Origin of the sequence: Streptomyces sp. NBRC 110611, assembly GCF_001590865.1 — a bacterium.
Lineage (GTDB): Bacteria > Actinomycetota > Actinomycetes > Streptomycetales > Streptomycetaceae > Streptomyces.
In genome coordinates this window covers 1-25,790 of sequence record NZ_BBUY01000034.1, presented here as the reverse complement: position 1 = coordinate 25,790, position 25,790 = coordinate 1, and the positions used below count along the sequence as shown (strand labels likewise).

Here is a 25,790-nt window from a genome sequence, read left to right as displayed (position 1 = left end):
CGCAGCCGCGGAGCGCCGCCGCGGCGCGGCGTGAGGCAGTTGCGGTCCTGCGGACCGCTCGTTTAATGCCGCTGCGCGGCATTAAACGATGGCGCGCTGCGCGCGCCTCCGCTGGCTACGAGGCGGGTGCCGGTCTGCGAATTTAAGTCAATTAACTAGTGTGAAAACGAACTTACCGATCCGCTTTCGTGGTGATTTTCCCAGCCTCAGAGTGCAAATCCAATATGCGCGACTTCATAGTACAGCTCTGGCGGGGAGTCAATTTCGCTAGCGTAGTCCATCCAGACTGTATCAAGGGTTGTTTCATCTCCGGTTGACCAAGCATCAATTAGGTTATCCCAACTGCGTTGGCTGGGGCGGATTTCGCGTTCGTTGGCTTCCTTTTGTGCACCCTGGGCCTGCTTACGAACGTCCCGCCAGTCGACTGGGGTGATACTCATTCGTTTGCCGTGGGCGCGCTCCTTGAGTTGAGGTGCCACGGCTTCTCGAACACCGGGTGGTGGGGTACGTCCGGTTCGTTTCCAATTGGTGGCGCGGAGTTGCCAGTAGGCGTGGTTGATGCGTTGTCGGCTGGCGGGACTGGGGGTGCGGGTCTTCCAGCCGCGGCGGGTGCGAGCGGGGATGCCGGCGCATTCCGTGGCCTCGTGTCCCCCCTTGCGGCTGTTGAGGTATTTCAGTTGGGCCCGGACGTCCGGTGAGACGTCTGTAGGTGGTGTGACGTCTCCGTTTTCCATCAAGCCAAGGAACTCGACGTTGAGTTGCTCACCGAACGTGGTGCCGCCACTGTCGGGCCCGCGGCCCCAAGTTCCCAGATGCCCTCCGGTGTGTGGCTGACGCGGCCGACTGGGGGTCACTTCTTACCCTTCCGTGAGATCTTTTTGACCTTGATCTGATTCAGCGCGCGTCCTTCCGTAAAAAGCAGCTTGCCGTTCCAACGAGCCGCCCACACATCGCCATCGAGGTGCAGTTCGTCCGTGCCGCCGACCTGGACAACCGTCAATCCTGCTTGGTATGCGCGGATTGCCTTTCGCCGTAGGTTGGAGAATGCTTGGCCGCGAATGATGTGCTGCCATTCGGGGCGCCGCAGTTCATGGTTCTTGCGGCTGTCACCCATGGTCGAAACCAACTTTGCGTACATTGTAGCAATGTAAGTCTTCGTCAGTTCATCCTCCTCGGAAATAGCGTGCATGCGGGCCTCATTGAGCACATGGACGAGTGTCTTAAAGAGAGATGCGCTGCCCTTTGCGACGTAAGCTTCCCGGATCACCGGTAGCGTGCACAATTCTCCGTACGAGGGTGAAGCGAAGTCTTTCAGGCTGAGCAGCACCGATGTCGGCACCCAGAGCGTGCCGGAGTTCTCGCGGTCGTCGCCGAGAGGGTGAGGAAGTTCAGGGTATTCCCAGTCGATCGGGTCGATGCGGCAGATTCCCGAAAGGTCGAGTCCCTTGCCATAGTTAGCTAGGTCGTCCCATCCTTCGGGGTTGTGGGTGATGGTGCGGATCGGGAGGTGTGCGGACTGGAGTGCGGCGAGGTAGGCGGCGTTGACGTCGAGCTCGGTCACCTCGGTGCCGTCGGGCACGGAGGTGTTGGTGAACTTCGGGCGGGCTTCCCATACTTCGTCGGCGTTGTCGCGCCGCTTGCGGGTCAGCGGTTCGGGCAGCTTCGGGTAGGTCGTGTGCTGATAGCTCGTCTCCACTCGCGTCGCCTCGAACAGCTCCATCACATCGGGAATCGCCGAACCGCCGTCGCCGGCCAGTGCTTTCAGGGCTGCGGCGGCGTCGCCATCGTGTGCCTGCAGTGCGCGGGCAACCCGGTCGGAGACGAATGTAGACAGGCTGGCCTTCGCGGAACTGGGACGCCGTTGGGGGCGTACGGGTGGCGCCGTGGATGTGGTGCGTGGCTGCTCCGGCGGAATGGTGCTGGAGGGGGTGGTGCGCGTCGTCTCCCGGGGGGAGCGTGCGGGTGTGGTGGACCGAGGTAGGTGGTGGGTGGTGGGTTCGGGTGTGGTGGAGGTGGCTTGCACGGGGGTGGGGGCCGGACTGGCGGGGACGTCGGCGAAGCGGGCGTAGGGCAGTTCGGCGCGCAGTTGGGTGGTGGTCTGTGGGCCGAAGTCGCGTTCGGCGATGTCGATGTGGGCGTGCTCGCCGGTGCGGGCCAGGGTGAGGGTGACGTCTGGGTCCAGCGCGTTCACCATCTCGGGGAGGTCGGTGTCGAACGCGGCCAGGACTGGGATGTTCCGGGTCCGGGCCAGGTGGGACAGGATGCGTGCGGCGGCGGGGAGCGCGGGGCCGGACAGTGGCACCGCGGGGTCGTGGATGTGCTGGAGGCGGTCGACGACCACGAGTGCCAGGCCGGTGATGTCCGGGGCGGTTTGCGCGATGACTTCGGCGGTCAGGCCAGTGCCGTCGTCCATGTGCAGGGGCGCGCCAACGAGTCGGGCCCGTGTTTCAGCTGCCGCCTGTTCCTCCGCAGAGGCCAGGGTGCCGGTGCGCAGCCGTCGGTAGTCCACCGGGGTCTCGGCGGCGATGATCCGCGCGGCGATGTCTGCCCGGGTCAGTCCTGACGCTGCGTAGAGCACAGGGAGTTGCCGGGTGAGGGCAGTGTGGCGGGCAGCAGCCGCGGCGAGCAGGCTTCCGCCGGCGCCCGGGGCAGCAGCGATCAGTGTCAGTGTGCCCGGCCTGAGGCCGCCGAGTGTGTGGTCAAGAGCATGAAGGCCGAACGAGGCTGCCTGGCTGCCTGCGCCGGAAGCACCAGGTGTCAAGACCTCATCCAGGGCGTCGTCCAAGGCCGTCAGACGGCGCGCGGCCGTTGTTGCGTCCGTCGGGATGCCGGTGGGCGTGGCGGTAGTCGGGTGGGCGGTGGGAGCTTCGGGAAGCAGAGCTGCAGCGGGTGTGCGACGGTGCAGCAGCAGCTGCGGGGTGCCGGAGGCTGCAGCGGCCAGCAGATCGCCCAGCTTCTTGCGTGCGGTGGTGACCGTCGTGGCCGGCAGGGCGGAGAGCTGGGCCTGCCAAGTGGCGTCCAGGTGGCTCAGCGGAGAGAGCACGGCGCACTTCGCACCGCGGCCGATCAGTGCGGGCCGGCCTGCCGCGGCGGCCTCCACCAGGTCGTACAAGGCCTTGCGTGCCTCGTCGATACCCCACCGCCGCACGGCGGTGGCTGCGGGGGTCGTGGCGCCTGGTGTGTCCTCGGCCATGTCTGCTCCTCCCTGCACAGGAAACACGTAAGACACGTAAGAATTTAGCGTAAGGGTGTCGTTGATGCGATGGCGCTCACCCGTTACGGGTGCAGTCGGCAGTGCGCTCCCGAATTCCAGGCGTCGTCGCCGTCTCCACTCGATGGAATTGTCTGAATTTCACCGGATGACCGTGGTCAAGTCGAGGGAGCTGAGATATGTGCGCTGGTCCCGGACAGGCACCTTGTAGAAAGGTCTGTGCGAAGGTGCCTGATTTTCCCCTATGCACTGTGTCGGCGGAACGGTTCTGCGCCCAGCCGCTGTCAGACCCGCCCATCACGATGCGCACATGAGCCTCACTTCAGTTCTCACCGACCCCACCTCTGCCATGTCGTGCTTCCTTGCAGAGCACCTCCCCTTCACAGAAAAGGTGGTAGCCGACCTCCGCACGCGCCTGAAGAATTGGCCCGCACCCGTCGTGCCCGACGCGGGCGCAGGACGACGGCCGGAGTATCCGATGCTCGGACACACCATCGACCATCGGTTGCGGATCAGTCTGGGTGCGCCCACCGGCGGGCCGATTCAGGAAGGCGTGGTGCGGACTGTCATCGACGATGCGGGCTGGCCCAGTCCCGAGATCATCGGCACCGTGATGGCAGCCGGGACGGCCTTGCTGAAGGAACTGGAACGGTTCGAGGACGAGGCGGGGCAACCGCTGGCGCTGGAGGCCGAAGCCGAGGAGAGGCTCATTCGCCTGTGCCATCTCGCCTCGCACTTCGAGACCATCTTCCGTTGCGGAGGGTGGGTGCGCGGCAACCGCCTCGGTCTGTGCAGCCCGGGGGCGGACTTGGATGACTTGGCTGCCATGGTTCCGGATTATGTCGTTGCGGACATTCGGTGCCAGATGGCGCTGGCAGCCGAGCCCGGGCCGTTTTCGCGTCTGCGGGAGCTCCCTGCCCAACTACGGGTCTGCGGACCGGCCTTCGACGGCAGCACGGACGTCGGCGGTGCAGACGCGGACTTCATCCTCGACGGGAAGCTGATCGACTGCAAGGCAACCATCCGCCCTGGGCGGTTGGGGCAGGCAGAGATCTACCAGCTGGTCGGGTACCTCCTGCTGGACTACAGCAACGCCTATGCCATCAACGGCGTGGGACTCTACCTCTCCCGCCAGGGCGCACTCATCGACTGGAGCGTGGAGGACTTTCTCGGTCTCCTGGGTGCGCGCCTGGACCTTGAGACTCTCCGAGCCGCATGCCGATACGCGTTGACCGGTGGCGCGGAAGGTGATCCGCCACCAGCTGGAGGCCAGCGCGATCTCCTTCCTCCTCCCCGCACCAGGCCAGCCGTGCAGGAGACCCTCTTCGACGCAGAGTAGCCACAACGTAGACCCCGTTCTCCCGTAGCAGACCACAGGCCGCCGTTGGGTAATAGGCTCTCCGCGCCTGCCCAAACGTACGGCTCATCGGAAGAGGGATCCTTTCGTTCTCCGGAGGTCACGAAGCGTTGCGTCAGAGGGCGGGGTCGGTTTCCGTATCGAAGAAGTCGATGGTGCGCCTGTACTCGGGATGGTTCTTGTCCATCTGAATGCCGAGGTGAATGGGGGCTGGGTACTGGGTGCGGTGGTTCCAGTGGAGTGCGTGGTCGCACAGGCGCGCTGCCGCCAGACCGTAGGTGAGCGGGGGCTGGCCGTCTGGGTGGTGGAGAACGGTGATCTCTGTGGCAGTGTGGCTGTACCAGGTCTCTGCTTGTTCCGCCGGGTCGGCGCTGCCCCATCGGGTGTAGAACTCTCCGGCGCGGGCGTATCGGGATCCGCTCGTGTATTGGTGGGGGAGGTTGCAAAGGATGAAGGTCTTGTCGGTGTTCTCCATCTGGAACAGGCCGGTGGCAAGTTTGCCTTCCGTAGTTTCGGTTTCCCCATCATCGACGTGGACGAGGCGTTCGATGAGGGCGGGCGAGGCCACGTCGTCGCTGGCGGAGGTGACGCGGACGACGGCCTGGGGCCGCTGGTCTGCAGACAGGGTGAATCCGGGCAGCGCCGGTCTCTTGTCGACGAGTTCGTCGGCGTCCGGCGTCTTGCCAAGGTGCCGGTTGGCCGACAGCGGCCAGATGCTGCGTGCTTCGGCCCCTGATACGTAGACGGCGTAGCCGGTCGCCGTGCCCGCGTGCCCGCCTAGGTCGTACAGGGCGCGGTCGACCAGGCGCGGCAGAAGGGCGTCACGGCGCCTGCCTTCTGGCAGCGGGCGCGCGCGGTGGGTGCTGTTGGCGGTGGCGTAGTCGAGCCAGACGCCGCCGGTGCGGTGTTCGTTGGGGAGGAAGGCGAGGGTCTGCCACTGGCCGGCACGGGGGACGAGGGCGACGAGGGTCCACATTAGTTTGGGTTCCTCGGTCAGGGGGCCGCGGCGTTCGCCGAGTTGCTGGCGCAGGTGGAGGCCGACGTGGACGAGGGGCTCCTTGAGGCCGTTCGGGCCGAAGGTGAGCGCCTTGGTCAGCCGGGGGTGGACCAGGCCGGCCGCGCGGTGGAGATCGGCGATAGCCATGTGGCCGCGGTGGTCGCCTTCGAGGTCCCGGCCCAGGCATTCGAGGTCCGTGGTGATCTCACGGGGCTTCTTCTTGGGGTTGCGGCGGCCGGGCTTGTAGGGGGTGAGGAACTGGGCGAGGACCCTCAGGCGGGCGAGTTCACGGCTGGCGTGGGGCTTGGCGTCCAGGGTGTAGGGGTCGGTGAGGGTGGAGTCGGGCATTTTGGAGACGCGGCGCTGGCGGGCCCAGGCCTTGGCGTCGTACTCGGTCTCGCACAGGGCGAGGATGCGGGTGCCGTCGGGGGCGTTGAGGCCGTTGAGCTGGCGGGTGAGGGCGGCGCGCTTGTCGTGGTGGTCGCCGTGGGCCAGGAGGTCGTCGGCTGCCTGCAGCAGTACTTCGACGTGCTCGGTGACGGGAACGAGCCGGTCTTCGGGCATGCCGGTTTTGGCGAGGTCGGGGCGGTTGAAGTGGTAGGCGAGCAGGCGCTGCATGCGGGTGCGCATGTCCTGGTGGCGGTAGGGGGCGAGGATGCGCAGGCGTTCGCATCCGGAGGCGGCGATGATCCGGTCGAAGTGCGGGTCGTCCAGGAGGACGGCGTCGCGGCCGTCGATCGTGGTCCGTCCGTAGCCGAAGTGGCGGCCGGCGATCTCGTGGGTGCGCAGCAGAGGCTGGTCGAGCACGGCGCTGGTGTGCCGGGCGAGTTCTCTGCGGGTGTACATGCCCACGCCCTTGCCGAGGGGGAAGCTGCCGGAGAAGGGGATGAGCGCGCGGAGTTTTCCGGGTGGTCCGGCCAGGTCGAGGGTGCTGGGGGCGAGGAAGTCGGTTTCGTCCTGGTTGCGGGGGAAGACGTGTTCGCCGTGCAGTCGGGTCCAGGCGTCCAGGGCGAGGCGGGTGGTGTGGTCGAGGTGGGTGTGCTTGCCTTTGCCGCCCATGGCGAGGTTGAGGAGGGGCCCGGTGTCGTCGCGGGGCGCGAACCAGGCGGTGCGCGCGCTGTTGAGGGTGTAGCTGAGCCGTGAGACGCGGGGGTGGACGACGGCGACGGGGTGCAGGAGGCCGGGGTGGGATTTGACGGCCACCTCAAGGCGCAGGGTGGCGTAGCGCATTGTGGTCTTCCATGCGGGGTCGTCGTCCTCGCCAGGGGTGTCGGTGTTGTCGCTGTCGCCGTAGGCGGCGCCCCAGGTGTTGGTCCACAGCAGGTCGTTGTCCCAGACCTGGAGGGAGTTGTTCAGGTCTGCCCGGAAAGAGATGATTTTGCCGTCGATCTTCCAGGGTTCGTTGCTCAGGTGCTGGGCGACGGCCCAGCCCGCTGCCGCCCATACCCAGCCGGGGGCGTCGATGCAGTCGGAGGTGCGGGTGATGTGCTCCCACAGGGAGACTTCTTCGGGGGCGGTGCCGGCGATGAGGTCGGCGAGCTCGCTGTGGTAGCCGAAGGAGAACTGGTCGGCGGGGGTGTGCAGGAGGGCCTGTTCCCACAGGATGATCGCGGCGTGCAGGTCGTCGCGGCCGATGGGCCGGGTGGTGGCCAGGTACTTCGGGGGGTTCGTTTTGGAAGTGGGATGCAGGGTGGCGCAGGTGTAGCCGATGGCGCGCAGGACGGTGAGCAGTCCGGCGTAGGGCAGGTTGCCTTTGGAGCCGGTCTTGCCGCGGTACTCCTCGCGCAGTCCTTTCCAGACACGTTCGATCTTGTCGGGGAGCGGATGGAGACAGACGGTGCCGAGGACGTCTTCGTCGGTGTGGCAGGCCAGCAGAGCCAGCTGGGTTTCGCGTGTGCTCATCAGACGCTTTCGCAGTCGGGGGTGGTCGGGCGCGGCAGCGGGACATGGGTGAGATGCGGGGTGTCGCTGGAGTGCGCGAGGTCGAGCCAGGCGGTGAGGGTGGAGCCGTAGATACGGCGCAGCGCGTTCTGCTCGTGTTCGGTGAGGCCCTCGTAGTAGGAGCGGACCAGGGCGGGGTAGTCGGAGCCGAGGCGGGTGTCGAAGAAGGAGTTGTCGACGAGGTAGAGCTGTACGGGGGTGCCGCCGCTGCGGGCGCGTCCGGCCAGTTGGATGAGGTCGACCAGGATCCCGGCAAGGATCTCGGTTTTCAGAAAACGGGGGAGACGGCTGAAGCGGGGGTCGCTGCGCAGCAGGGTGTGCAGGCGCCTGCGGGCCTCGCGGTTTTGGAGGGCGAGCATGCGGGCGGGGCCGGGGCCGGGGCAGCCGGCATGAAGGGCGGCGGCGTTGATGCTCGCGTACATCGCCTCGGGTGAGTGGAGGTCGGCGACGGGGCGCATGCTCACCCAGATCGAGGCCAGGGCGGAGCGGTCGGTGCCGGGGATGAGGATGTTGAGGGCACGGGCGACCAGCGGGAGCGGCGCACACACGACTTTGACGTGGGGGTGGGTGTAGGGAAGGTCTTCGAGTTGGTCGATGGTGAGGGTGACAACCTCGGTGGGGAGGGTCAGGCCGGGGGGCGGTCCGGTCTTGGGGATCACCACGGCGATCCAGGAGGGCTCGGCGATGACGGAGGCGATGCCGATGCCGAGCAGTCCTGCTTGGCGGTAGGAGTTGGAGACCACCATGGACCGGGCCCGGTCGGGGTCGCTGTTCTCCAGTTCGCGCAGGTGCTCGGAGAGACGGTCCTGCCATAGGCGGGCGCCGAGTTCGCGGACCCGGTCGGGTTTGCGGGCCTCTTCCAGGCCTCCGATGAAGATGGGGTTCCACTCGGTGTCGGAGTCGGACACGTTGCCGGGCAGGGCGGTGACCGCCCCGGGGGTGGCGTCCGTCATCACATAGGCGGGTTCGGTGTGCAGGTGTTCTCGGGCCGCGCGGGGGAAGAACGCGGTGGCTGACAGGGCCAGGACGCTGCGTTCCAGTCCGGCTGCCGCCAGCGCGATGGTGCCGCCGAGCTGGACGGTGCCGGTGTGCGGGTCGCCGCCCAGCGACTGCACGGACAGCCGGCCGCCGCCCTGATTGTTTTTGTCGGCTTTGAATCCGAAGAGCTGGTAGCCCAGTGGCCCGAAGGGCAGGGCGCCGCTTTGGGTGAACGTGCCCAGGGCCCGGGCCAGTTCGCGGCCGGCGGTCATCTGCGGTCCCAGCCCGGCGACGACGGATTTGAGGTAGGTCAGGGCCTGGTGGAGGCAGCCCAGCCAGGACCGCACCAGCAGCGCGTTGGTCACCTCGGCGCGCCGGTGCTCGGGGATTTTGAGTTTCTTCAGTTCACGGTCGAGCTCCACCTTCAAGACGGGTAGTTCGTCCTCGCTGGTGTCCCGGCTGACCGCGTTCTTGAGGATCTGTGCGAGCGAGGCGAGGTGCGGCTTGGGGGCGGCCTTTTCGTTGGCGCCGGGGAAGATGGCGCGGAAGGCGGCGTGGGTGTCGGGGTCGATCGGCTGGTTGTTGTCCAGTCGGAGCAGTTCCTTGAGCAGGATCCGGTCCCAGGCGCCGGGCACGTGCCAGCCAGATCCTGGGCGGTCTTCTTCCTGGGCGTCCGGGTCGAGCCAGAGTTCGTTGTCCAGGACGTAGTTGAGGAACTGCTCGCCCAGCCCGCGAGCCTTGAACAGGGCGTTGACGACGCGCCGGTCGGTGCCGGGGCCGAGCCCTTCGCGCTGCAGATCGACTTCCAGGAGCAGGGAGGAGGCGCCCATGCCGCGGCTGGCCAGAGAGAACTCTGCCGAGCCCAGGTCACACCAGCTGCTCTGCAGGTGGTCAACCTCGTCCACGATCAGCACTGGGCACCGACGCATGACGAATTCGAGCACGCTCATACGGCGGAGCACGCCCTGCTCGGTTTCCACCGGCACCTGCACGCCCCCATGCAGGAGGTTGTGGTGGTTGGTGACGATGATGTCTGCCTGAGCGGCGGCGCGGATCAGCGAGTACTTGCCGCAGGTGCCCAGGCGGGGGCAGCTGTGAGGCCGCGGCCGCTCCTCGCCGCCCACCGGGTCGTCGACCCGTTCCAGGGACAGGCAAGGCTCCTTGCCGCGCTGCACCGGCGGGCCGTCGCTCAACCAGGCGGACAGGTCACAGCCGTAGGCCAGCAGGTCGAAGCGGTCCTGACGCCCCTGGGTGAGGGCCCGCTCGGCCTGCTCGGCTCTGCGGTAGGGGGAAACCAGGGGCACGACGCGCAGGCTTTGGTCTGCGGTGGCGGCGGTGAGCTGGGCTGCTACCTGGCGGACGAGGTCGTTGTCCGCCTCAATGCGTTCGGCACCGCGGAGGCTGTCGTGGATATGGCCGACGACCACTGCGATGGGGCCCTGCCCCTGCTGGGCGAGCAGGGGGGCGATCGCGTTCATCAGGACGCTCTTGCCGACTCCGGTCGGTGCGTTGAGGACTCTGATTGCTCCGGCGGGCAGCTCAAGGCGGGTGACAGGGCGGTCCTCGGTGTCGAGGAGCTTATCGAAGAACCTGGCCAGCAGACCGGGTTTCCACCCATGGCGGTCGGGGTCGGCGTCCGCCTGCCGGCGCGCCAGGCGCAGCACCTTCTTGCGGGACACGGTCGTGGTGGGCCGGTACGCAGTGGTACGCAGCCGCAGCGGAAGCACCTGGGCGTCTTGCTCGCCGTCGGGGATCGTTACCACCGAAGGCTCGCGCCCGCCGAAGCGCCACTGCCCCGGACCGGCCACGGGCAGCGGGCTGCGGGCCTGGTGGAAGAGCTCCTCGGCCTCGCTCACCAGCTGCTTTGCCAGCCGCAGGGGGTTTTGTGCGTGCGCCACGACCAGGTACTGCGCCTCGCGAGGCGGTACATCCTCCGGTAGGCGATAGAGACCGTCCGGGCTGGCCGCGTACGCGCGGGCCATCGCGTAGAACGTGTCCCGGCTGGCCAGGTCGTCTTCTCGCACATGCCAGTACCGGCCGGCCAATTCCCGCACCCGGCGCGGCAGGCGGGGCCACTGGTCCCACAGATCCGCACGCGCGGCGGCCCAGATGTATGCCTGGTCCAGCGGGACGACCAGCTCACCCTGGGGATTGCGGAAGCCGAAGTACTTCTCGGCGATCGCCAGCGGCACCGCCACTGTCAGCCGCCGCAGCTCCCACTCCTCAGGCCTCACCGCGACACCCCGCATGCCTTCTTGACGCGCCTGACCAGCCGGCTGAGGGTGGTCACCGTAATGCGGCGGCCTCGGAGCCTGGCGGCAAGGTAGTGCCGCTCATGGTCCTGGTGGTCAGGGAGCACGATCGTCAGCGGGTACGGCGGCGGCTCGCGTTCCATCAGCGCATTGCCCAGGGCGACCACCGACTCCCATGCCTTGGCATCCACCCGAAAGTTCTGTATGCGCCGGCCCGGCACCGCCACCGTGATGTGCAGGTCGTACTCGTCCGGCCGCAGCTCGCCAGGCCACATCTCCACCCGTACGTGCGGCAAATCCCTCAGCTCATCACGCAGGTCGAGTTCCATCAGCGTCGGCAGGACTCCGTAGCGCCACACCGGGCGGACCAATGCCAGATGCTCCGTGCTGGCCGGCAGCCCCTGCACGGATGTCGCCTTCTTCCCCGTGCTGACCAGCTCCGGCGGGCCAGCACCGGCCGGGCCGGGGGTGCGGCGGTAGTGCACGCCGCGGGCCGCGTGGGCCTCGCACCGCACATCGACCGTCGCTGCGTGCTGTGCCACCCGCATCGGCCAGTGACACTGCGGGCAGGGATACCACCAGCCGTCCAGCTGGCACCACGGCCAGTCGGAGATCGCTTCGAAGAAATCGAACCGCATCCACAGCCGGTCCCACGCCCGCCGCAACCGGCGTACCGGACCCGCCGTATGCTTCCCGAGCAGGGCCCGTGCAAGGCGGTACTCCTCGGGGGACAGCCGTCGCAGGATCTCGTACAGGCGGCGCTCCTCCTGCTCCGCCCGCACCCGAGCCCACGACCAGTGCCGCTGAAGCGCCACATGCGGCACCAGGTGCTCACGGCACAGATCCTGGACGGCATCACGAACCAGACCGTCCGCATCGAAGAGTTCAAGCGCGTCGAACCGGTCAGCCGTCTCAGATGCAGGCGGAAGCAGCCCTCCCAGCGGACCACGCAATCCTCGCCGGAACTCCCCCATCCCGATCTGTGCCGCGCGCTCAGGTGGATGGGCCGCCCTCAATACCGCAAGGCAGTCCATCAGCGCCGCTGCCCGGCGCGCGGGCGGCAGCAGTGGATCGCTCTCCGCTGCGGCCGCCATACAGCAGGCGGTCAGAGCCTGGTCACGCCGCGACCGGGCATCCGGGGGGTCTTTCACAGCCACCCGAACACAAATATCTAAAAAGGCAAAATAGGTCACATACTGTTCACACCGTGCACACAAGAGCCACCCAGACGGGTCACACCCACACCCCTGCACACGCCGAACCCTCGGCCGTCACCGACTCCCCCTGGCTGTGGGCCACCACCCCCCACTCCCGCGACACGGACGCGGACGCCGCCGCCTACGGGAAATGGCTCTGGTTCCTCCCGGTCCGCGCCCTCGACGCAGGCTGGCAACTCGTCAAGGCGGCCGTGGAGGCAGGACATCTCGGACCTGGCACCAAGGTCGCCACCCTCGGCAACGGCTCCCGGGGAGATCCCACACGGCGGCCGGTGATCATCTACACGGTCAACCACCACGACGAAGACGACGTCCTCCGCGTCCTGGTCGCCCTGCGCGCCCTGGGAATCAACGACGCCCTCGCCTACAAGACCGACGAAGCCACCAAGCGCGGCGAATACGGAGACCTCACCAGCATCTACACCAGCCCCGCCGGAACCACCAAGCTCATCCGGCGTGATGGGAAGGGTCGCCCCGCGGCCCAACCGCACCCCAAAGGCAGCGCTCACAGACAGCGCATCCATTCCACGAAGCGGTCTCGCTCTCAGCGCACAACCCCCACGGATGCCGCGCGCCCAACGGACAGCATCATGGAGGCTGAATCAGCGCGGGCGCCTGCGCACACCTCTGACACATGACTCCCCCGACTGCACCACGAGTCTGCACCACAGCCCTGGCCCCAGGGAATCCACGACGCTGAAGCGACTCCGAGCCCGCTGGCCACAGCGACGACATGCGAGCGGCGGAAGATGTCCTGCCTGCAACCGCGAGTACATCACCGTCTTCTTCGGGCCCACCACCGGCCGCCCGGCCTGCGGAAGTACGGGCGGCCGGGCGGGGTTTCAGACCCCGCCCAGGACTGCCGCGGCAGGGTTGAGGAAGTCAGCCCTGCAGTGTGGAGACGGGACCGCTGCTGTGGTCGCGGCCGCTGCCCTCCAGGGTGATGGAGATCTATTTTCAAGGAGCCTCAACAAGGGCGACCAAGGATCACAATTCGGCAAAATAACGCCTTCTCAGCTCCGGCAAGGGGCCGGGTTCAGACGATGGCCTGCCTCGGTGCCTACAGCCATGACGTCAAGCGGCTTAGCCAGCGATGTCACGGGGCTGTTCGTCGGAGGCGGAAGAGGCTGCGTTGGCCATCCGCATTCCATCGGGATGCTGGTCGATCCAGGCGAGACCGCCGATGTCAAGGCGACTGCGGGTTCTGGTTACGGCGACGTAGGCGAGGCGGGCTTCGGCGTCGCCGATCGGGCGGGGAAGGGGGCGTCCGGAGTCGTCTTGCTGTTCGCTGTCGGGTGGTGGTTGGAAGTCATCGGCGATCCTCACGTTCGGCCATTCGCGGCCTTTGGCTTTGTGCGCCGTCGAGACGGTCACATGGGCGTGGGTTTCGTCGACGAGTTGGCCCACCGCAGCGAGGATGGCTTCGGCGCCGTGGGTGTCGACGAGGTCGACGAACGGCTGGAGGTCGCGGCCGGCCGGGTCGTGGGCGGCGTAGTCCTGGAGTTCGCCCCAGCTGGGGAAGAGCACGAGTTCGGGATGGCTGGTGCGGCGGCCTTCCTTGAGGTCGCGGGCGGCTTGGGCAAGGGTGCGCAGGCTGTCTCCTCCCCCGGCCAACCCGACCTGACAACCGGCGACCATGAGGGCCATTACCTGGGTGATCGCGCCGACGTTGGTGCGGCACAAGACGGCGTCTGGTCGGGCGACGGAGCCGAGTTCGGTGGGCACGGCCTCACACCCAGTCAAGCGGATGGGGGCGTCGGCCAGGTGCAGCCAGCGGTTGGCTTCCTCTGCCAGGTGGGGGCCGAAGCGGAAGGACTGGGACAAGGTGAGCTGGGTGCCGTCGAAACCCGTCATGATGTCCTTGGCGCCGCGCCAGTGGTAGATGGCCTGGGCTGAGTCGCCGACCATGACCAGCTGGGCGTGGTCGCGTTGGTTGAGGAAGATCTGTTCGACGACGGGGTTGGCGTCCTGGGCTTCGTCCAGGAGCAGGAAGTCCGCTTCAATTCTCGGCTGGGTCAGGGCCCAGATCTTCAGGTAGTGGTCGTGGTCGAAGCGGACTACGCCGTCGTCGGGGTTTTGCAGGTCCGCCCATGCCTTGCGGGCGAAGGGCACGATGTGGGCGGCGAGCTGGGCGTACAGGTCCTTGTCTTCCAGTCCGCGCAGGTGCGGTACGTGGTGTCGGGTGATTGCCGCGTCGGCTGTGTAGCAGAACTGGCTCACGGCGCGCAGGACGGCGTTGGACAGGGTGCGTTGGAAGATGTCGCGGATGGCCTTGGTGATGCCCAGGGCCTGCCCGGTCTGCCAGGCCGGACGGCGCGGTGCGTTCAGGCGGGGCGCGTAACGGTGACCGACAGCGGCGAAAGCGAGTGCGTGGGCGGTTTTGCACTGGACGTTGCGCGGGAAGCGGGCGGCCGCGTCGCGGGCGATGGCACGGTTGTAGGCGAGGCAGCGGCCGCGGCGTTTGGTGCCATGGGCGAGCAGGGCCAGGGTCGTGGTTTTACCGGTCCCGGCGCCGGCTTGGAGGGCAAGGTGGTCGCCGGCGTGGAAGGCGTCGGCTGCTGCGGCCTGTTCGTCAGTCGGCTTCATGGGGTGGGTCCTTCAGGGAGACGGGTGAGGGCATGCCCGAGGGCGGACAGCAGGTGCGCGGGAGTGGTGTGAGCGAACAGGTTCCGCATAACGCGGTCGAGGCGGTCGGCTTCCTGGTCGGCGTGTTCGGCCAAGGCGCGGTGGAGGCCAGGCGCAGGAAACTTTCGGGGGTTGTGGCGGCGACGCGTGGTGGCGCCACATCGTCACCGGTGCCCAGGTGTGCGGGCCGGGGTGTGGGGCAGGCGGGTACAGATGTACGCCGCGTGCAGGAGAGGGTCGAAGGGCTCCCACTCGGCCACCGCCAGGTCTGCGGCCTGTGAGGCCGCTGCGTGGATGGGGCATCGCTGAGCTCGCCAACGCAGTTGCTCCGTGTAGGGCAGGTGGTTGAGGCTGTAGACGGTCATCTCGGCGTCAGGTAGGGCGAGTTGTCCATGCAGCGGTGAGGTGGACACCAGCGTCCAGATGCCCGTCGGTGCGTCTGAGGCGAGGACGGGGTGGGTGCAGCGGTTGCGTTGGCGGGTCTGTACGACGCATCGGATGTCGTCGAGGGGGTGCTGCGCGAGGTATCGGCAGCAGAGAAGTTGGACCACTGGGCGTGCCGGTCGGCATGGGCCGTGGGGTGGCGGTGTCGGTTGGGTGGCTGGTGGGTGAAGGCGCCGGCATCGAGCAGGCGCCGGGTACGCAGTGCCAGGCGGCGGCGCAGTTCGGCGAGCTGCGGGGTGAGGGGGCCGCTGGCGGGGTGGGCGGGGCAGAGGGCGGTGTGGGGGATGCGGCACCAGGGTGTGCCGTCGTGTGCGGGGTGGGCGATGCCAGAGCTGACGTGCCAGCGGTGCGGGGCCGGGACGGAGGCCGCGGGCACCTCGTGCGGGTGGAGGCTGATGGGGTTCTGGTTGGTGCGTGTGTGCCAGGTTGATGCGGTTGCCGCAGTCGCGGCAACCGCTGGATTGGGCGGAGCACAGAAGCCGGCTGGGACTGTCTGTGGCGACGCGCAGGGCGCGCGAGCGGTGATGCAGACGGACAAGGCTGCCGTCCCATCGGCGGCCGGATGAGGCAGTGGTGGAGCACATGTCCGTGAAGGTGACAGGCGGCACGCCGGAAACACGGCGTCAATGCCGCTGCAGTCACGCGTTCGACCCAATCGCCACGCAAGCGCATTCGACTCTAGGTACGTACGTTCGCAGCCGGTTGCCGGATCGGGTGATCTGCTGGAGCCGGGCCGTGGTGGCTATTCGGCGATGCCTTCCGGGGGAGCGTGCCCCTTGCAGAGGGTGCCGAAGAGGTGGTCGACGGGGACGCCGAGGGCGTGGGCGAGGGCGTGCCAGGTCTTGAGGCTGCCGATGGTGCGGCCCTGCTCGATCTCGATGAGGGTGCGTCTGGCCAGGCCGCTGCGGCGGGCGAGTTCGTCGTAGGACCATCCGCGCTCGCCCCGCAGCCGTCCCAGCTCCAGGCGTAGGGCGGTGAGGTTCGGGTCGGGCGGGAAGATCGTCACCCCACCATCCGACGGTGCAGAGCCCTGCCCTGTCAGTGCAGACCTCTGCCCTATTTCCGCAGGTGGCGACCACACAAGGGAGGGCAGAGGTCTGCACTACCGTTCCGCCCGCCCCTCCCCACCGAGCCGTCGAGGACCAGCGGCCTCGACGCGGATGAGACAGAAAGGCGTGCGTTCATGCGGCTGTGCGCGACCGGACGACCCGTGCGGCGCATCTGGACCGTCGAGCTGCGACCACAGCCCGGCGGCCCTGTCATGGTCTGCCCGCACTGTCCTCCGGCCACCAGGCCGCTGCACCCGCAGACAGCAGCGACGCGGCCCGCTGTGGTGGCACATCTGGCCGGCCACGCCCGGCGGGATGCCCTCCCGGTGCACCTGCGTACCTGCCAGTGCCAGGAGCGCGGCTGCCCATGGCATCCGCGGCATCGCGGCTGCTCGGGCCCGATCGCACTGGTCCTGACCCGGGAAAGCGGCGGGCGCCTGTGGCGGCTGGCTGATGCCTGTACTGCCTGCGCACGGGCCACCGCGCACAGTGCCATCGTCCCCGAGACCACGACGTGCGCGACGGCATCCCGCCCCGATGCTCCCCCACAACGCCGCAAGAGACGGGAGCGCGGGCCGGGGGCGGCAGTTCGGATCCAGGAGATGCTCAGCTACCTCGCAGTTGCCCTCCCCTCATCCACCACCGCTCCCGCGCGGCTGCTGGCCGTGCAGTGCGCGCTGCGGTCGGACAGCTCCGGCCGGCTCTGGATGCCGACAGGGCTCCTGCGCGGAATGCGCATCGGGCCGACGTCCATCTCCATGGCAAGAGCTGGAGCAGTCCGGCTGGCTCACCCGCGTGTCCAGAAGCTCACCCTGGGCAAGACGGTGCGCGGTCGCGGCGCAACTGCTCGACGCTGGCGTCCTACCCCAGGCCCCTGGGCGCCGGGACCGCGCCCAAGCCGCCGACAGAGCACTGCGCCTGACGTCCTGCCCGGCACTTCGCAGCCTGTCGGCCTCAGACCAGCTCACCGGACTCGCGCTGGCCACCCACCTCTCCCCCGGCCACCTGCACGGCGTCATCGAGGCGGACCGGCTCGAGCGAGTGTGCGCAGCAGCACCTGGCGCCCTGACCGCCACCCTCGACCGCCTGGTTGCCGCCCGGGTAGCGGACTGGTGGTCGTACGACCCGGGATCCGACGACATCACCTGGGCCCTGGGACCCGCGCTGGCCACGCGGTACAAGAGCATGATCGCCGGACATGGTTCTCCGACCGGGTGACGATTCCCGTGGCGTGGGCGTGAGTGGTCGGACCGTACGCCGACATGTGTGGCCCCGTGCCGTGCGGCACAGAATTAATCGTGACCGCGGACGAGCCCTTTCAGCGTTGGTTTCGTGCATGTGCGCCAGTGCCACCAGGGCACGCCGCGACGGCGGCAGCTTGCACGTGCGTTCACCCCGCCGGGTGAACGGTCAGCCTCGTGCCCCACTCCTCCAGCGCATCTGCGGCAGGATTGAAGGGCCAAAAAATCTCCCAAGCTGAAGAGTTGAGGATTCGCCACCTCTCTCAACAGCCATTGCTCCACTCTTGGCGTGCCATCAGCCGTCAGATCGGTGGCCCTGCCGGAAAGGCCTACTGGTCAATGGCATGTGCCGACCAGACTGTCTTCGTGTCCGAAGGAGCACCTGCCCTGACCGCCGAATCCGCCTCGCTGCCGAGATTGCTGGCCCGTGCCCGGCAAGGCCTCTTCCCCTCCCGCAAGGCTCCTGCCAGTACCTCCGTCCAGGCACGGCAGGTGCGGGATCGCACCTACGACGGCAGCACCTCTGCGATGGCAGCAGCCTATGGCGTCACCCCGGGAACCATTTCGCGCTGGATCAGCGGGACTCATCGTCCTGCTGCGCATGCCGACCGGCTGCTCCGTGAGGTCATCGAGGCCCAGACAACGCCTCACGGAAGGGAACGCCGTGCCCGGCAATTCGAAAGGGAAGGCTCCGTCTCGAGAGTCGCCGTACGTGTAAGCCGGGCCCGTTCCTTCGCAATCCGGGGATCCGATGCCATCCGCGGCCGGGACATCTATCTCCGACTGACGTGTGAACAGGCTGCTGCCCTGGTTCACGCCAGCACGGACGACGCGGTCCGTCAAACTATCGGCGAGGCACTGGCGGACTACTTCAACGGTGGCGCGAGCTACCGAGGCTTCACAAGCGATGACTTCTCCTTCGATGCGGTCGACTTCCACCTTGGCTAACAGAAACCAGCCGCATCCTGCGCGGGACACCGCAAATGCAGCGCTGCCTCACCTAAATCAGCTCTCTGCGGCCAAGCGCTACCTGAGGTCCCCTTGCTCAGCCTTCAAAGGACGTACGAACCATGGCATCGGGCCACCGCCACGGTGGTCAAGCACACTCCCGAAGACCACCCTGGCCACGACGGTAACGGTTCCTGCCTCGGTCATGGCCCTCCTTGTGTCAACTGGACTTGCAGCCCACCCTCACCACGCAGCGCGCATCCACAAGCAGACCGGGGCACGGTTACTCTCATGAACCGAACCAATACACAAGAAGCTGCCCCCACCTGTGAGCTGCACAACCACCTCTCGCACCTCGAACAGGAGGCCTGCAGTCGGTTGATGCCTCGCACCCCTCAAGAGCAGATGACGTTTCTGATCACGCGCTACCAGGGCAACACCGCAGCTCTCGCCGCCATCCTCGGTGTCAGCCGCCGCACGGTGATGCGGCACGCCAAGGGCAGCCTCCTGCCGCCTCGCCGGGCCTTGCGGGAGCGGTTGCGCGTGATGGTGCTCGATGCCCTGTGTCCTATCCGAGTCCGGGAGGCCGCCGTACGAGAAGCACGGTCGAAGGCTCGGCGTCGGCGGCGGGGTGGTGTCCAAGAAGAGTGGTAGCGCCTGGGCAGTTCAGCCATGCGCGCCCTGCGTAATGGATGCACCTTCCACAAAGCTAAAAGAGCCGACCGGACACTCGATCCAGCCCATAGCATCGAGTGCGCATTCTCATCCGACATTGCGCATCGAGTCGTGGAACCCACAAGTTGACCGGGGGTTATCACCGGTCTTGGGCCAGCTTGTACAGCTCAGCGAACAGTCCGCTGGCATCCAGAAGTGACTCAAAAGTTCCCGCCTCGGCAATGCGGCCGCCGTCGAGGACGATGATGCGGTCCGCGATGCGGGCGTTCTCCAGGTTGTGGGTCACGAAGATGGCGGCCTTGCCGACGGAGAGCTGCTTGAAGCGACGGATCACCAGGTGCTCGGCCCGTGGATCCATCGCGGACGTGGGTTCGTCGAGCATGAGCATCGCGGCGTCGCGATAGAAAGCTCGGGCGACTGCGATCCTCTGCCACTGGCCGCCGGACAGGTCGGTGCCACCCCAGTTGGAGCTGGCCACCAGGGTGTCGAGCCCGTACGGGGTCTGGTCGATGACGCTGTCCGCGCCCGCCGCACGGGCTGCCTCCAGTAGCGGGGCGTCGTCGCCGGCGCGGGGCTGGCCGAGGTGGATGTTGGCGCGCAGGTCCATGGGCCAGCGGGTGTAGTCCTGCGGCACCAGCCCGATCTGGGACCACACGTTGCTCGGGTCGGCCTCGGCGAGATCGATGCCGTCCCAGGTGACTGTGCCTGAGCTGGGGAGATACAGACCGGTCAGGAGCCGGGAGAAGGTGGTTTTACCGGAGCCGTTCTCGCCGACCAGGGCGATCAGTTCGCCCCGGCGCAGGGTGAGACTGACGCCGTCGACTGCCGGGGCATCGGCGCCGGGGTAGGTGTAGGTGACGTCCTTCGCCTGGATCTCGGCGGGCGCCCCGGCCGGGATGCAGGCCGACCCGCGGGTGGCGCGCAGGGCCTTCGCCCTGCGTAGGAAGCTCTGCCAGTCCTCCAGGTAGAGGCTGGTGCGGAACATGCGGGCAGCGGCCATCACCAGTGAGGTCAGCGCACCAGTAGAGGTACGTACGGCGACGACGGCGGTTGCGGCAATGGCGAGGTCCATGCGCCCGGTGGCGGCGAGCCAGCCCAGGGTCGCCCAGGTGGCGGCGAGCATCAGCCCGCTGGCGGCCGCGCCGAGCAGGGTGACCCGCAGGACCCGGGGAGCCGCAGCCCGGTGGGTGGCCTTGATCCGGTCGGTGATCTGGCGGTACCAGCTCTGGAGGAAGCTGGCCATGGTGGCGGCGCGGACCTCGGCGGCCGTGCGGCGGTCGGTGGAGTAGTACCGCAGCAGGTAGCGCAGGTGGTTGTCGGAGATGTTCTGGAAGTCGGCGCGGTGCTGGATGCGTGCGGTGGTCACCGCGGCGGCGCCCTTGGGCACCACAGCCAGGATGAGCAGGGGCAGCAGCATGGGGTGCAGCACCGTCAGTACTGAGGCCGCGGCGATCAGCTGAGCGAGCGCGGAGACCAGCGCCTGCGCGTCGCCGATCAAGTCCTCGGTCGCCTCCGCGCCTTTGCCGGCGGCCTGGAGACGGTCGGTGAAGCCGGGCCGGTCATACGCCTCCAGCTCGACCTGCGGAGTGGCGGCGAGGATCTGGAGATCGGCTTCGGTGGCGACTTCCGGGGAGAGGCGAGCAGCGGCGTAGACGGCCAGGGCATCCGCCCCGGCCCGCATCGCGGTCGCCACGGCGGCGACGATGAGCGCGGGGGCCGCGGCCGTCACCCGCTCGGCCACGTCCCCGCCGCTGAAGAGATGGTTCATCGCATCGGGCAGCGCAGCCAAAGCGACGGCCGCGGAAGCGGCGACGACGAGCTGGCACAGGCCCAGCCACAGCATCGCGGACCGGTCGGCGGCCCAGCCGAGGCGTACGGCGGCGGCCAGCGTGCGCGGGAGGCGGGCAGCCATGCGCCACCAGGTGGCACTCGCGATGTCCTCGGCGTGCGGGTCGGGGCGGTAACCGACCTGCTGCGTCGATGCGGAGGAGGATTTCGGGGCAGGTGAGGAGTCGGTCACCCGCCCCATCCTTGCGGGGGTGCCGGGGAGTGCGGGGCCGATTGCGCCGAAGTCGCCTACCTGGTGGAGGAGGCGTCTACAGGGCCCGCAGGGCCAGCTCGACGGCGGTGATGAGGAACAGGCCCGTACGGAACGGCGCTGCGTCCTCGGGAGCGGTGGCGGCCCGCTCGACGGTCTCAGCGAGTACCGCGGCGTCGAGATAGCCCTGCTCGATGAGGTGGAGTTCCTTGCCCCAGCCGCGCAGCAGCCCGGTGGCGTACTGGTGGACTGCATGGTTCATCAGGTGGCCGAAGTTCTCCCGCAGCGGCGGGTTCACCACCTTCTTGGGCAGCCCGCGGGCTGCGAGTCGCCGGTGCAGGAGCCGCTTGTCCGTCTTCCATTCCACCGGCAGGCGCTGTCCGAAGCGGACCATGTCCGGATCGGTGAACGGGGCGACGGCCCACAGGCCCCGCCGCGCGAGGAGCGGGGTGGCGACCTCCAGGGCGACCAGCGCGGTCTCCGGTGCCACGGTGGCCGGGGAGATCCCGGTGTTCACCTCACCGAGAAGTTCCCGCACCCGCTCGCCGCACCAGGCCGGCGCGGTCGGCGTACGTACGGGCCCGCCCTCGGGGCGCCGCACGCGGGCGACTTCGTCACCGCCGAACCCGGCCACCACGGTGTGCATGCCCCGGGCGCGCAGGGCCTGGGCGAGCGCGTCGGCCGCTTCCAGGTGCGGCTCGTCCAGCGGGCTGATTGCCTCCGCACGCGCCCGTCGCAGCCCGCCTGGGGACAGCGTCAGGTGGTCGGCGGCCCGTACGGTGCAGTCTGCGGCGAACCCGGTCTGCTCGATGACCGTACGGCGCCGCTCTTCCTGTTGCGGCCCTGCGGGGCCGCCGATCAGCAGCGCGCACGGCGTGATCGCCCCCGGGTATGCCAGGGCCAGGGAGATGGCCAGGTTGGTGGAGTCCATGCCCCCGGACAGCTGGGCTCCGGTCTGCCCCGGCACCATCGGCCGCTTGGTGATGGCATGGTCGGTCAGGGCTTCGAAAGCTTCCACGAGCTGGGCTTCGCCCGTGTTCTCGGACAGCTCGGAGGTCTGGGCGTGCTCGGCTGCGGCTGGGTACACCATCCGCAGGCTCTCGGCGTCCGCGTACGCGGTGGAGCGCTCCGAGAGCCGCTTGACGCTGGCGAATAAGGTGTCGTGGCCGTAGCGGGGTAGCCGGTCAGCAGCCGCATCACCTCCTTCTCCTCCAGCCGGTCCGGGACGAAGGTGTCGGCGCGGTCGGCGGCCTCGGACATGCCCATGGTCGTACTCCTCGCATAGTGGCCCGTAGCTCAGGACCAAAGACAGCTACCGGCCGACATCTTTACTGCGGACCGCCCGATCAGCGACCCGACACCCGACCGTAGAACCGATCGAGGACAGCTACTGTCCTCGACCTGACCTGACCTGACCTGACAGCTCACCTCCGGCTGTTCGAATCAGCGAAACCAGCGCGTGCTGCCGAAACTCGTGGACAAAGCCACGCCGGCCGATCCGACCCTCTCGAAGGCGAAGTTCGCCCGGTGGGACGGCAACTCCAAGGAGACGCACGAGCAGCTCGGCGACGCGACGGCCACGCTGGTCGACGAAGCGGAGCGGGCGACCATCCGCTCGGTGACGCACGACCGGCTCGGCTACCTCGCCGACGACTACAGCAAGGTCCGGGCGCGCCGTGCAGCGGCCTGCAAGGCGGCGTCCGAGGCGGGACACGCGCCGCTCATCGCGCAGCTTCCTCTCGGGGCGGCCGGATCCTTGGCAGGCCGAAGCCCGTCATCTGCTTCTCCTCATAGGACAGGAAGCCCAGCTGACGGTAGAAGGCTTGGTTGCGCTTCCCCACCGGCGTCGACTCGTGATCGGTGGACAGCAGGAAGAAGCGGCAGTGCGCGTACCGGTCCATCAGTCGTTCGAGTAACGCCCGGCCGATCCCCTGGCGGTGGAACTTCGGGTTGACCAGCAGGTCCTGCACGTAGCAGATGCTTTCGTCATCGGAGATCGTTCTGGCCAGCCCGAGGAGCATGCCTGACTCACCGCGGGCAGTGATGACCAAGTGCGAGTTGGCCAAACCGCGGCAGAGCTTGTCGATGTCGCAGGTGTACCCCTCCCACCCGACCGAGTCGTAGAGCTTGAACATCTCCTCCGGCTCGAACGTGGTTTCCTCCGCAATGACAACCTTGGATGCCACATCCGATCACCCCTCCACTCAGCCCGCATCCTTTATCGAAGCTTGCTGATACCCCATATATGCCGGTCTCATGGCCGACGCTGGTCGGCGGTGCTGGGCGCCCGCCACGGCAGGAGCCAGCTGATCAGCCGCAGTGCCAGGGGGATGACGAGTCCCCAGCCGCACACGGTGAAGACGAACGAGAAGCTCATCGCACCGCGGCCAGGTACACCCCGCGCTCTTGCCGCTGTGAGCGCGGCCGGTTGCCGGTGCAGGGGATGGCCGTCTGCATGACCGGAGCGTCGTCTCGTATGCGGCCAGGTGGTCCTCGGCCCGCGCGCCGTCCGCATCACGTACGCCGTGCAGGAACACGCCCGCACAGCGGTCAGCGTCGTGCGGCCTGACCACGGCCGGCATCCGTGGAGGCCCAGACGGAAGCGCCAGGTGGCGCGGGCGCGCGGGAGCGGATCGGCGGCTGGACGTTCATCACCCTCGGGGTCGGGGTGGCCGCCGCCGAGTACGCCCGCTAGGACCGTGTCGCCCTCCTGCACTCGCCCGCCAAGGACTCGCCCCGGCCGATCGGTGCGCTGCGGTCGTACGGGTCGACCTCCGTGCCGGCCTCGTCCGCCCGGCGGTCCGTGCCGAAGGGCGGGACGAAGTAGCCCGTGGGGGCGCCGCAGCCGCCGTTGGTCATGTCGTACTTGTACGAGACGATCGAGAACGTGCCCGGCTCGGTGCTCACCTTGTCGGGGTCGTCCCAGCTCAGGACCAGCTCGCGCCGGACGATCGTGCGCACGATCTCGTCGTCGCCGCCTGCGTCCGCGCGGGTGACGGGGTAGACGAAGGTGACGTCGGCGGTCACCTGGAGCGCGCCGCGCTCACCCTCCTGGTAGGTGAGCCGGCCCCGGGTCTTGACGACGTCGCCGACCAGGCGGGTGCGGGAGGGCTGGAAGCGACTGAAGAGGAGGAGGGGGTCGTTCTTCTCGCTCGGGGTTCGGAAAGCGGTTTTCAGAAGGTCTTGGACGTCCTTCTGGTGCGGGTTGATCAGCGCAATCGCCTCTTCGGGGCGCGCGCCCCGCAGCACCCCACGGTCCAGGCCGGACGCGACGAGGAAGTCTCGGCTGCGGGCGAGGGCCCGTTCGACCTCGGCCGCGTTCATCCAGCCGACCGCCCTGGCCTCCGGCACGGTGATCCCCGCCGCTCCGCTCGCCCAGCTCGCCGCCGGCGAGCCGCGGAACGGCTCCTCCATGGTGGGGCGTTGGGCCGCCTGGCCCGGGGGTGCCTGGGTCGGGCGGGCGGTCTCGGCCGCCGGCGGCGGGGAGTCCGTGCCGGCGAAGAGGTCCACTATGCGCCCCGGCGCGAGCGCCACCACCAGCAGCACCAGCGAGGCCAGCAACCCGACCACGTACCAGCCCGTGCGCCGCTTGCGCCGCGCGGGCGTATAGCTGCGCCAGCCCTCCAGACCCCGTCCGGGCTCCGCGCGCAGCCGCCTTGCCACGTCGCGGGCCCGCGCCGACGGCTCCTTGGGCGCGTCAGCAGCACCCGCCACCGACTCGCGCAGAAACCGCTCCCACTCCTCGTCGGACCTGGACGAGCCGTCCGGCTCCGTACCCGCACCCATCCCAACCCCTGGCTATCAGTAGACCGCGACCCACTGCCCTGGGACGCGTCCGCATAATGACACAAAATGCCGACAACGACGCAGGCCGGGCGGATATGTGAGTGCGCCACCCCTTCTCAGCCAGCCGACTGAAGCTCGGTCACCACGTGTGCACCGCCGGCCTGACTGAGTAGCGATGTGACCCTGTGGCACGTGAGTTGCCCCAGCGAGCGGCGGCCGGTGGCCCCGGGTGCGAGTCTTCGAGATAGATGACATCGAATCGAGTCGTACCGACTGGCACTGAGCACGTGGGCCACCCGGCCGGGGACAGCCTGAGCCTGCGTCCAGCAGAAGATCCCGGCTTCGTCGTCGGAACGTGGTCGGTGCATGATTTCCGCTGTGTATGAGGACGGGAACGAGCGCGGGAGCGCGCGGTACACGCTGACCGAAACGGGGCACGGCCATGTCTTGGGCATCTGCGCCGAGGTGGAGGAACTGTTCGGAGATCCCCAGCGCGGGACGTACAAGCTGTTCGGCTGGGTTCCGGAGGCGTCGCCCCCGCTCGTCCTGCGGGGGCTCGCGCAGAGTGATCAGCTGAGGATGGCGCCCCTCGTCCGAGAGCGGGCCTGCCGACGATCCCACCGTGACCGGTCGGCACGGCCACGCCTACGAACTCGACGGCCGGCACATCACTGACGAACCAGCCCTCTACCTGGCGCTCGGCGAGGCGGTCAACGGGCCGGGGGGGGCTACTTCGACGGCCGTCTCGCCGCCCTTGACGACTGACTGCGCGGCACCTTCGGCTACACCGCCCCCGCCACCCTGCTCTGGCGAGACGCCGCGATCGCACGCGAGCACCTGTCTCATACCCTGACACCGGACGGCCGGCCCTACGACCTGTTCGCCGCAGCCCTTGAGCCCTGGCCGAGGGCGGCATGGACGTCACCCTGGCATGAGCTGCCGTCCATTCGGCACTTCCCGGCCCCACTCTCCTGTGGCTCACGTTCCGAGCAAGCTGCCGACTCACACACACGGTGGTGCCTGCTTGGGGG

Annotated in this window: 17 protein-coding genes and 1 pseudogene; 5 read left to right on the top strand and 13 right to left on the bottom strand. The window is 68.2% G+C overall.

Annotation, left to right across the window (positions count from 1 at the left end):
- Positions 1–206 precede the first annotated feature (206 nt).
- Together AZE13_RS36545 and AZE13_RS39140 are read right to left on the bottom strand one after the other, a co-directional pair.
- Positions 207–854, bottom strand: coding sequence for a hypothetical protein (locus AZE13_RS36545; RefSeq protein ID WP_147264786.1), 648 nt, complete (start codon positions 852–854; stop codon positions 207–209).
- Positions 851–3,193 carry a DnaB-like helicase C-terminal domain-containing protein gene (locus AZE13_RS39140; protein ID WP_066940034.1) on the bottom strand — a complete coding sequence of 781 codons (2,343 nt, stop codon included), beginning with the start codon at positions 3,191–3,193 and terminating at the stop codon, positions 851–853. Before AZE13_RS39140 ends, AZE13_RS36545 begins: the two co-directional genes overlap by 4 nt.
- A 328-nt stretch (positions 3,194–3,521) precedes the next feature.
- Here AZE13_RS39140 and AZE13_RS32090 point away from each other — a divergent pair, with 328 nt between their 5' ends.
- On the top strand, positions 3,522–4,550 hold the full coding sequence (locus tag AZE13_RS32090; protein ID WP_147264785.1) for a hypothetical protein: 1,029 nt from the start codon (positions 3,522–3,524) through the stop codon (positions 4,548–4,550).
- 133 nt (positions 4,551–4,683) lie between these two features.
- Here AZE13_RS32090 and AZE13_RS32085 read toward each other — a convergent pair whose 3' ends face one another.
- Genes AZE13_RS32085 through AZE13_RS32075 form a run of 3 tightly spaced genes read right to left on the bottom strand, consistent with a single transcriptional unit; the run spans position 4,684 to position 11,929 of the window.
- Positions 4,684–7,467 (bottom strand): RNaseH domain-containing protein, encoded by a 2,784-nt coding sequence (locus tag AZE13_RS32085; protein WP_066940026.1) that lies wholly within the window; start codon positions 7,465–7,467, stop codon positions 4,684–4,686.
- The gene (locus AZE13_RS32080; RefSeq protein ID WP_147264784.1) at positions 7,467–10,718 is read right to left on the bottom strand and encodes a hypothetical protein; all 3,252 of its coding nucleotides are present in this window, start codon (positions 10,716–10,718) and stop codon (positions 7,467–7,469) included. Before AZE13_RS32080 ends, AZE13_RS32085 begins: the two co-directional genes overlap by 1 nt.
- Complete coding sequence (locus tag AZE13_RS32075; protein ID WP_181690515.1) at positions 10,715–11,929, bottom strand: hypothetical protein; 1,215 nt, start codon at positions 11,927–11,929, stop codon at positions 10,715–10,717. Before AZE13_RS32075 ends, AZE13_RS32080 begins: the two co-directional genes overlap by 4 nt.
- 14 nt (positions 11,930–11,943) lie before the next feature.
- On the opposite strand from AZE13_RS32075, the gene AZE13_RS32070 reads away from it, so the two are divergent.
- Complete coding sequence (locus AZE13_RS32070) at positions 11,944–12,591, top strand: putative phosphothreonine lyase domain-containg protein (protein ID WP_066940017.1); 648 nt, start codon at positions 11,944–11,946, stop codon at positions 12,589–12,591.
- 445 nt (positions 12,592–13,036) lie between these two features.
- Here AZE13_RS32070 and AZE13_RS32065 read toward each other — a convergent pair whose 3' ends face one another.
- The 3 genes from AZE13_RS32065 to AZE13_RS32060 form a co-directional block, all read right to left on the bottom strand.
- Positions 13,037–14,539 (bottom strand): UvrD-helicase domain-containing protein, encoded by a 1,503-nt coding sequence (locus AZE13_RS32065; RefSeq protein ID WP_066940014.1) that lies wholly within the window; start codon positions 14,537–14,539, stop codon positions 13,037–13,039.
- A 400-nt stretch (positions 14,540–14,939) separates the two neighbouring features.
- Complete coding sequence (locus AZE13_RS37645; RefSeq protein WP_309302253.1) at positions 14,940–15,641, bottom strand: DUF6083 domain-containing protein; 702 nt, start codon at positions 15,639–15,641, stop codon at positions 14,940–14,942.
- A 123-nt stretch (positions 15,642–15,764) separates the two neighbouring features.
- The gene (locus tag AZE13_RS32060; protein ID WP_066940011.1) at positions 15,765–16,028 is read right to left on the bottom strand and encodes a helix-turn-helix transcriptional regulator; all 264 of its coding nucleotides are present in this window, start codon (positions 16,026–16,028) and stop codon (positions 15,765–15,767) included.
- Positions 16,029–16,866: 838 nt separating this feature from the next.
- Between AZE13_RS32060 and AZE13_RS36540 the strand changes: the two genes are divergently transcribed.
- Complete coding sequence (locus AZE13_RS36540; RefSeq protein ID WP_147264782.1) at positions 16,867–17,289, top strand: hypothetical protein; 423 nt, start codon at positions 16,867–16,869, stop codon at positions 17,287–17,289.
- 389 nt (positions 17,290–17,678) lie between these two features.
- Positions 17,679–18,260 carry a helix-turn-helix domain-containing protein gene (locus AZE13_RS36535; protein ID WP_147264781.1) on the top strand — a complete coding sequence of 194 codons (582 nt, stop codon included), beginning with the start codon at positions 17,679–17,681 and terminating at the stop codon, positions 18,258–18,260.
- Positions 18,261–19,074: 814 nt separating this feature from the next.
- Here AZE13_RS36535 and AZE13_RS32050 read toward each other — a convergent pair.
- The 5 genes from AZE13_RS32050 to AZE13_RS32035 form a co-directional block, all read right to left on the bottom strand.
- Entirely contained in the window at positions 19,075–20,964 is a 1,890-nt protein-coding gene (locus tag AZE13_RS32050) for an ABC transporter ATP-binding protein (protein WP_258528135.1), read from the bottom strand.
- 67 nt (positions 20,965–21,031) lie between these two features.
- Positions 21,032–22,063, bottom strand: coding sequence for an asparagine synthase-related protein (locus AZE13_RS32045; protein WP_066940006.1), 1,032 nt, complete (start codon positions 22,061–22,063; stop codon positions 21,032–21,034).
- Between the two features lie 631 nt (positions 22,064–22,694).
- A complete protein-coding gene (locus AZE13_RS32040) occupies positions 22,695–23,159 on the bottom strand; it encodes a GNAT family N-acetyltransferase (RefSeq protein WP_220127632.1) in 465 nt (154 codons plus the stop codon).
- A 68-nt stretch (positions 23,160–23,227) separates the two neighbouring features.
- On the bottom strand, positions 23,228–23,350 hold the full coding sequence (locus tag AZE13_RS38670; RefSeq protein WP_258528134.1) for a hypothetical protein: 123 nt from the start codon (positions 23,348–23,350) through the stop codon (positions 23,228–23,230).
- 314 nt (positions 23,351–23,664) lie between these two features.
- A complete protein-coding gene (locus AZE13_RS32035) occupies positions 23,665–24,759 on the bottom strand; it encodes a hypothetical protein (RefSeq protein ID WP_066940002.1) in 1,095 nt (364 codons plus the stop codon).
- Between the two features lie 366 nt (positions 24,760–25,125).
- Between AZE13_RS32035 and AZE13_RS38665 the strand changes: the two are divergent.
- Positions 25,126–25,694: pseudogene (locus AZE13_RS38665) on the top strand (hypothetical protein).
- The last annotated feature ends 96 nt before the right edge of the window (positions 25,695–25,790 follow it).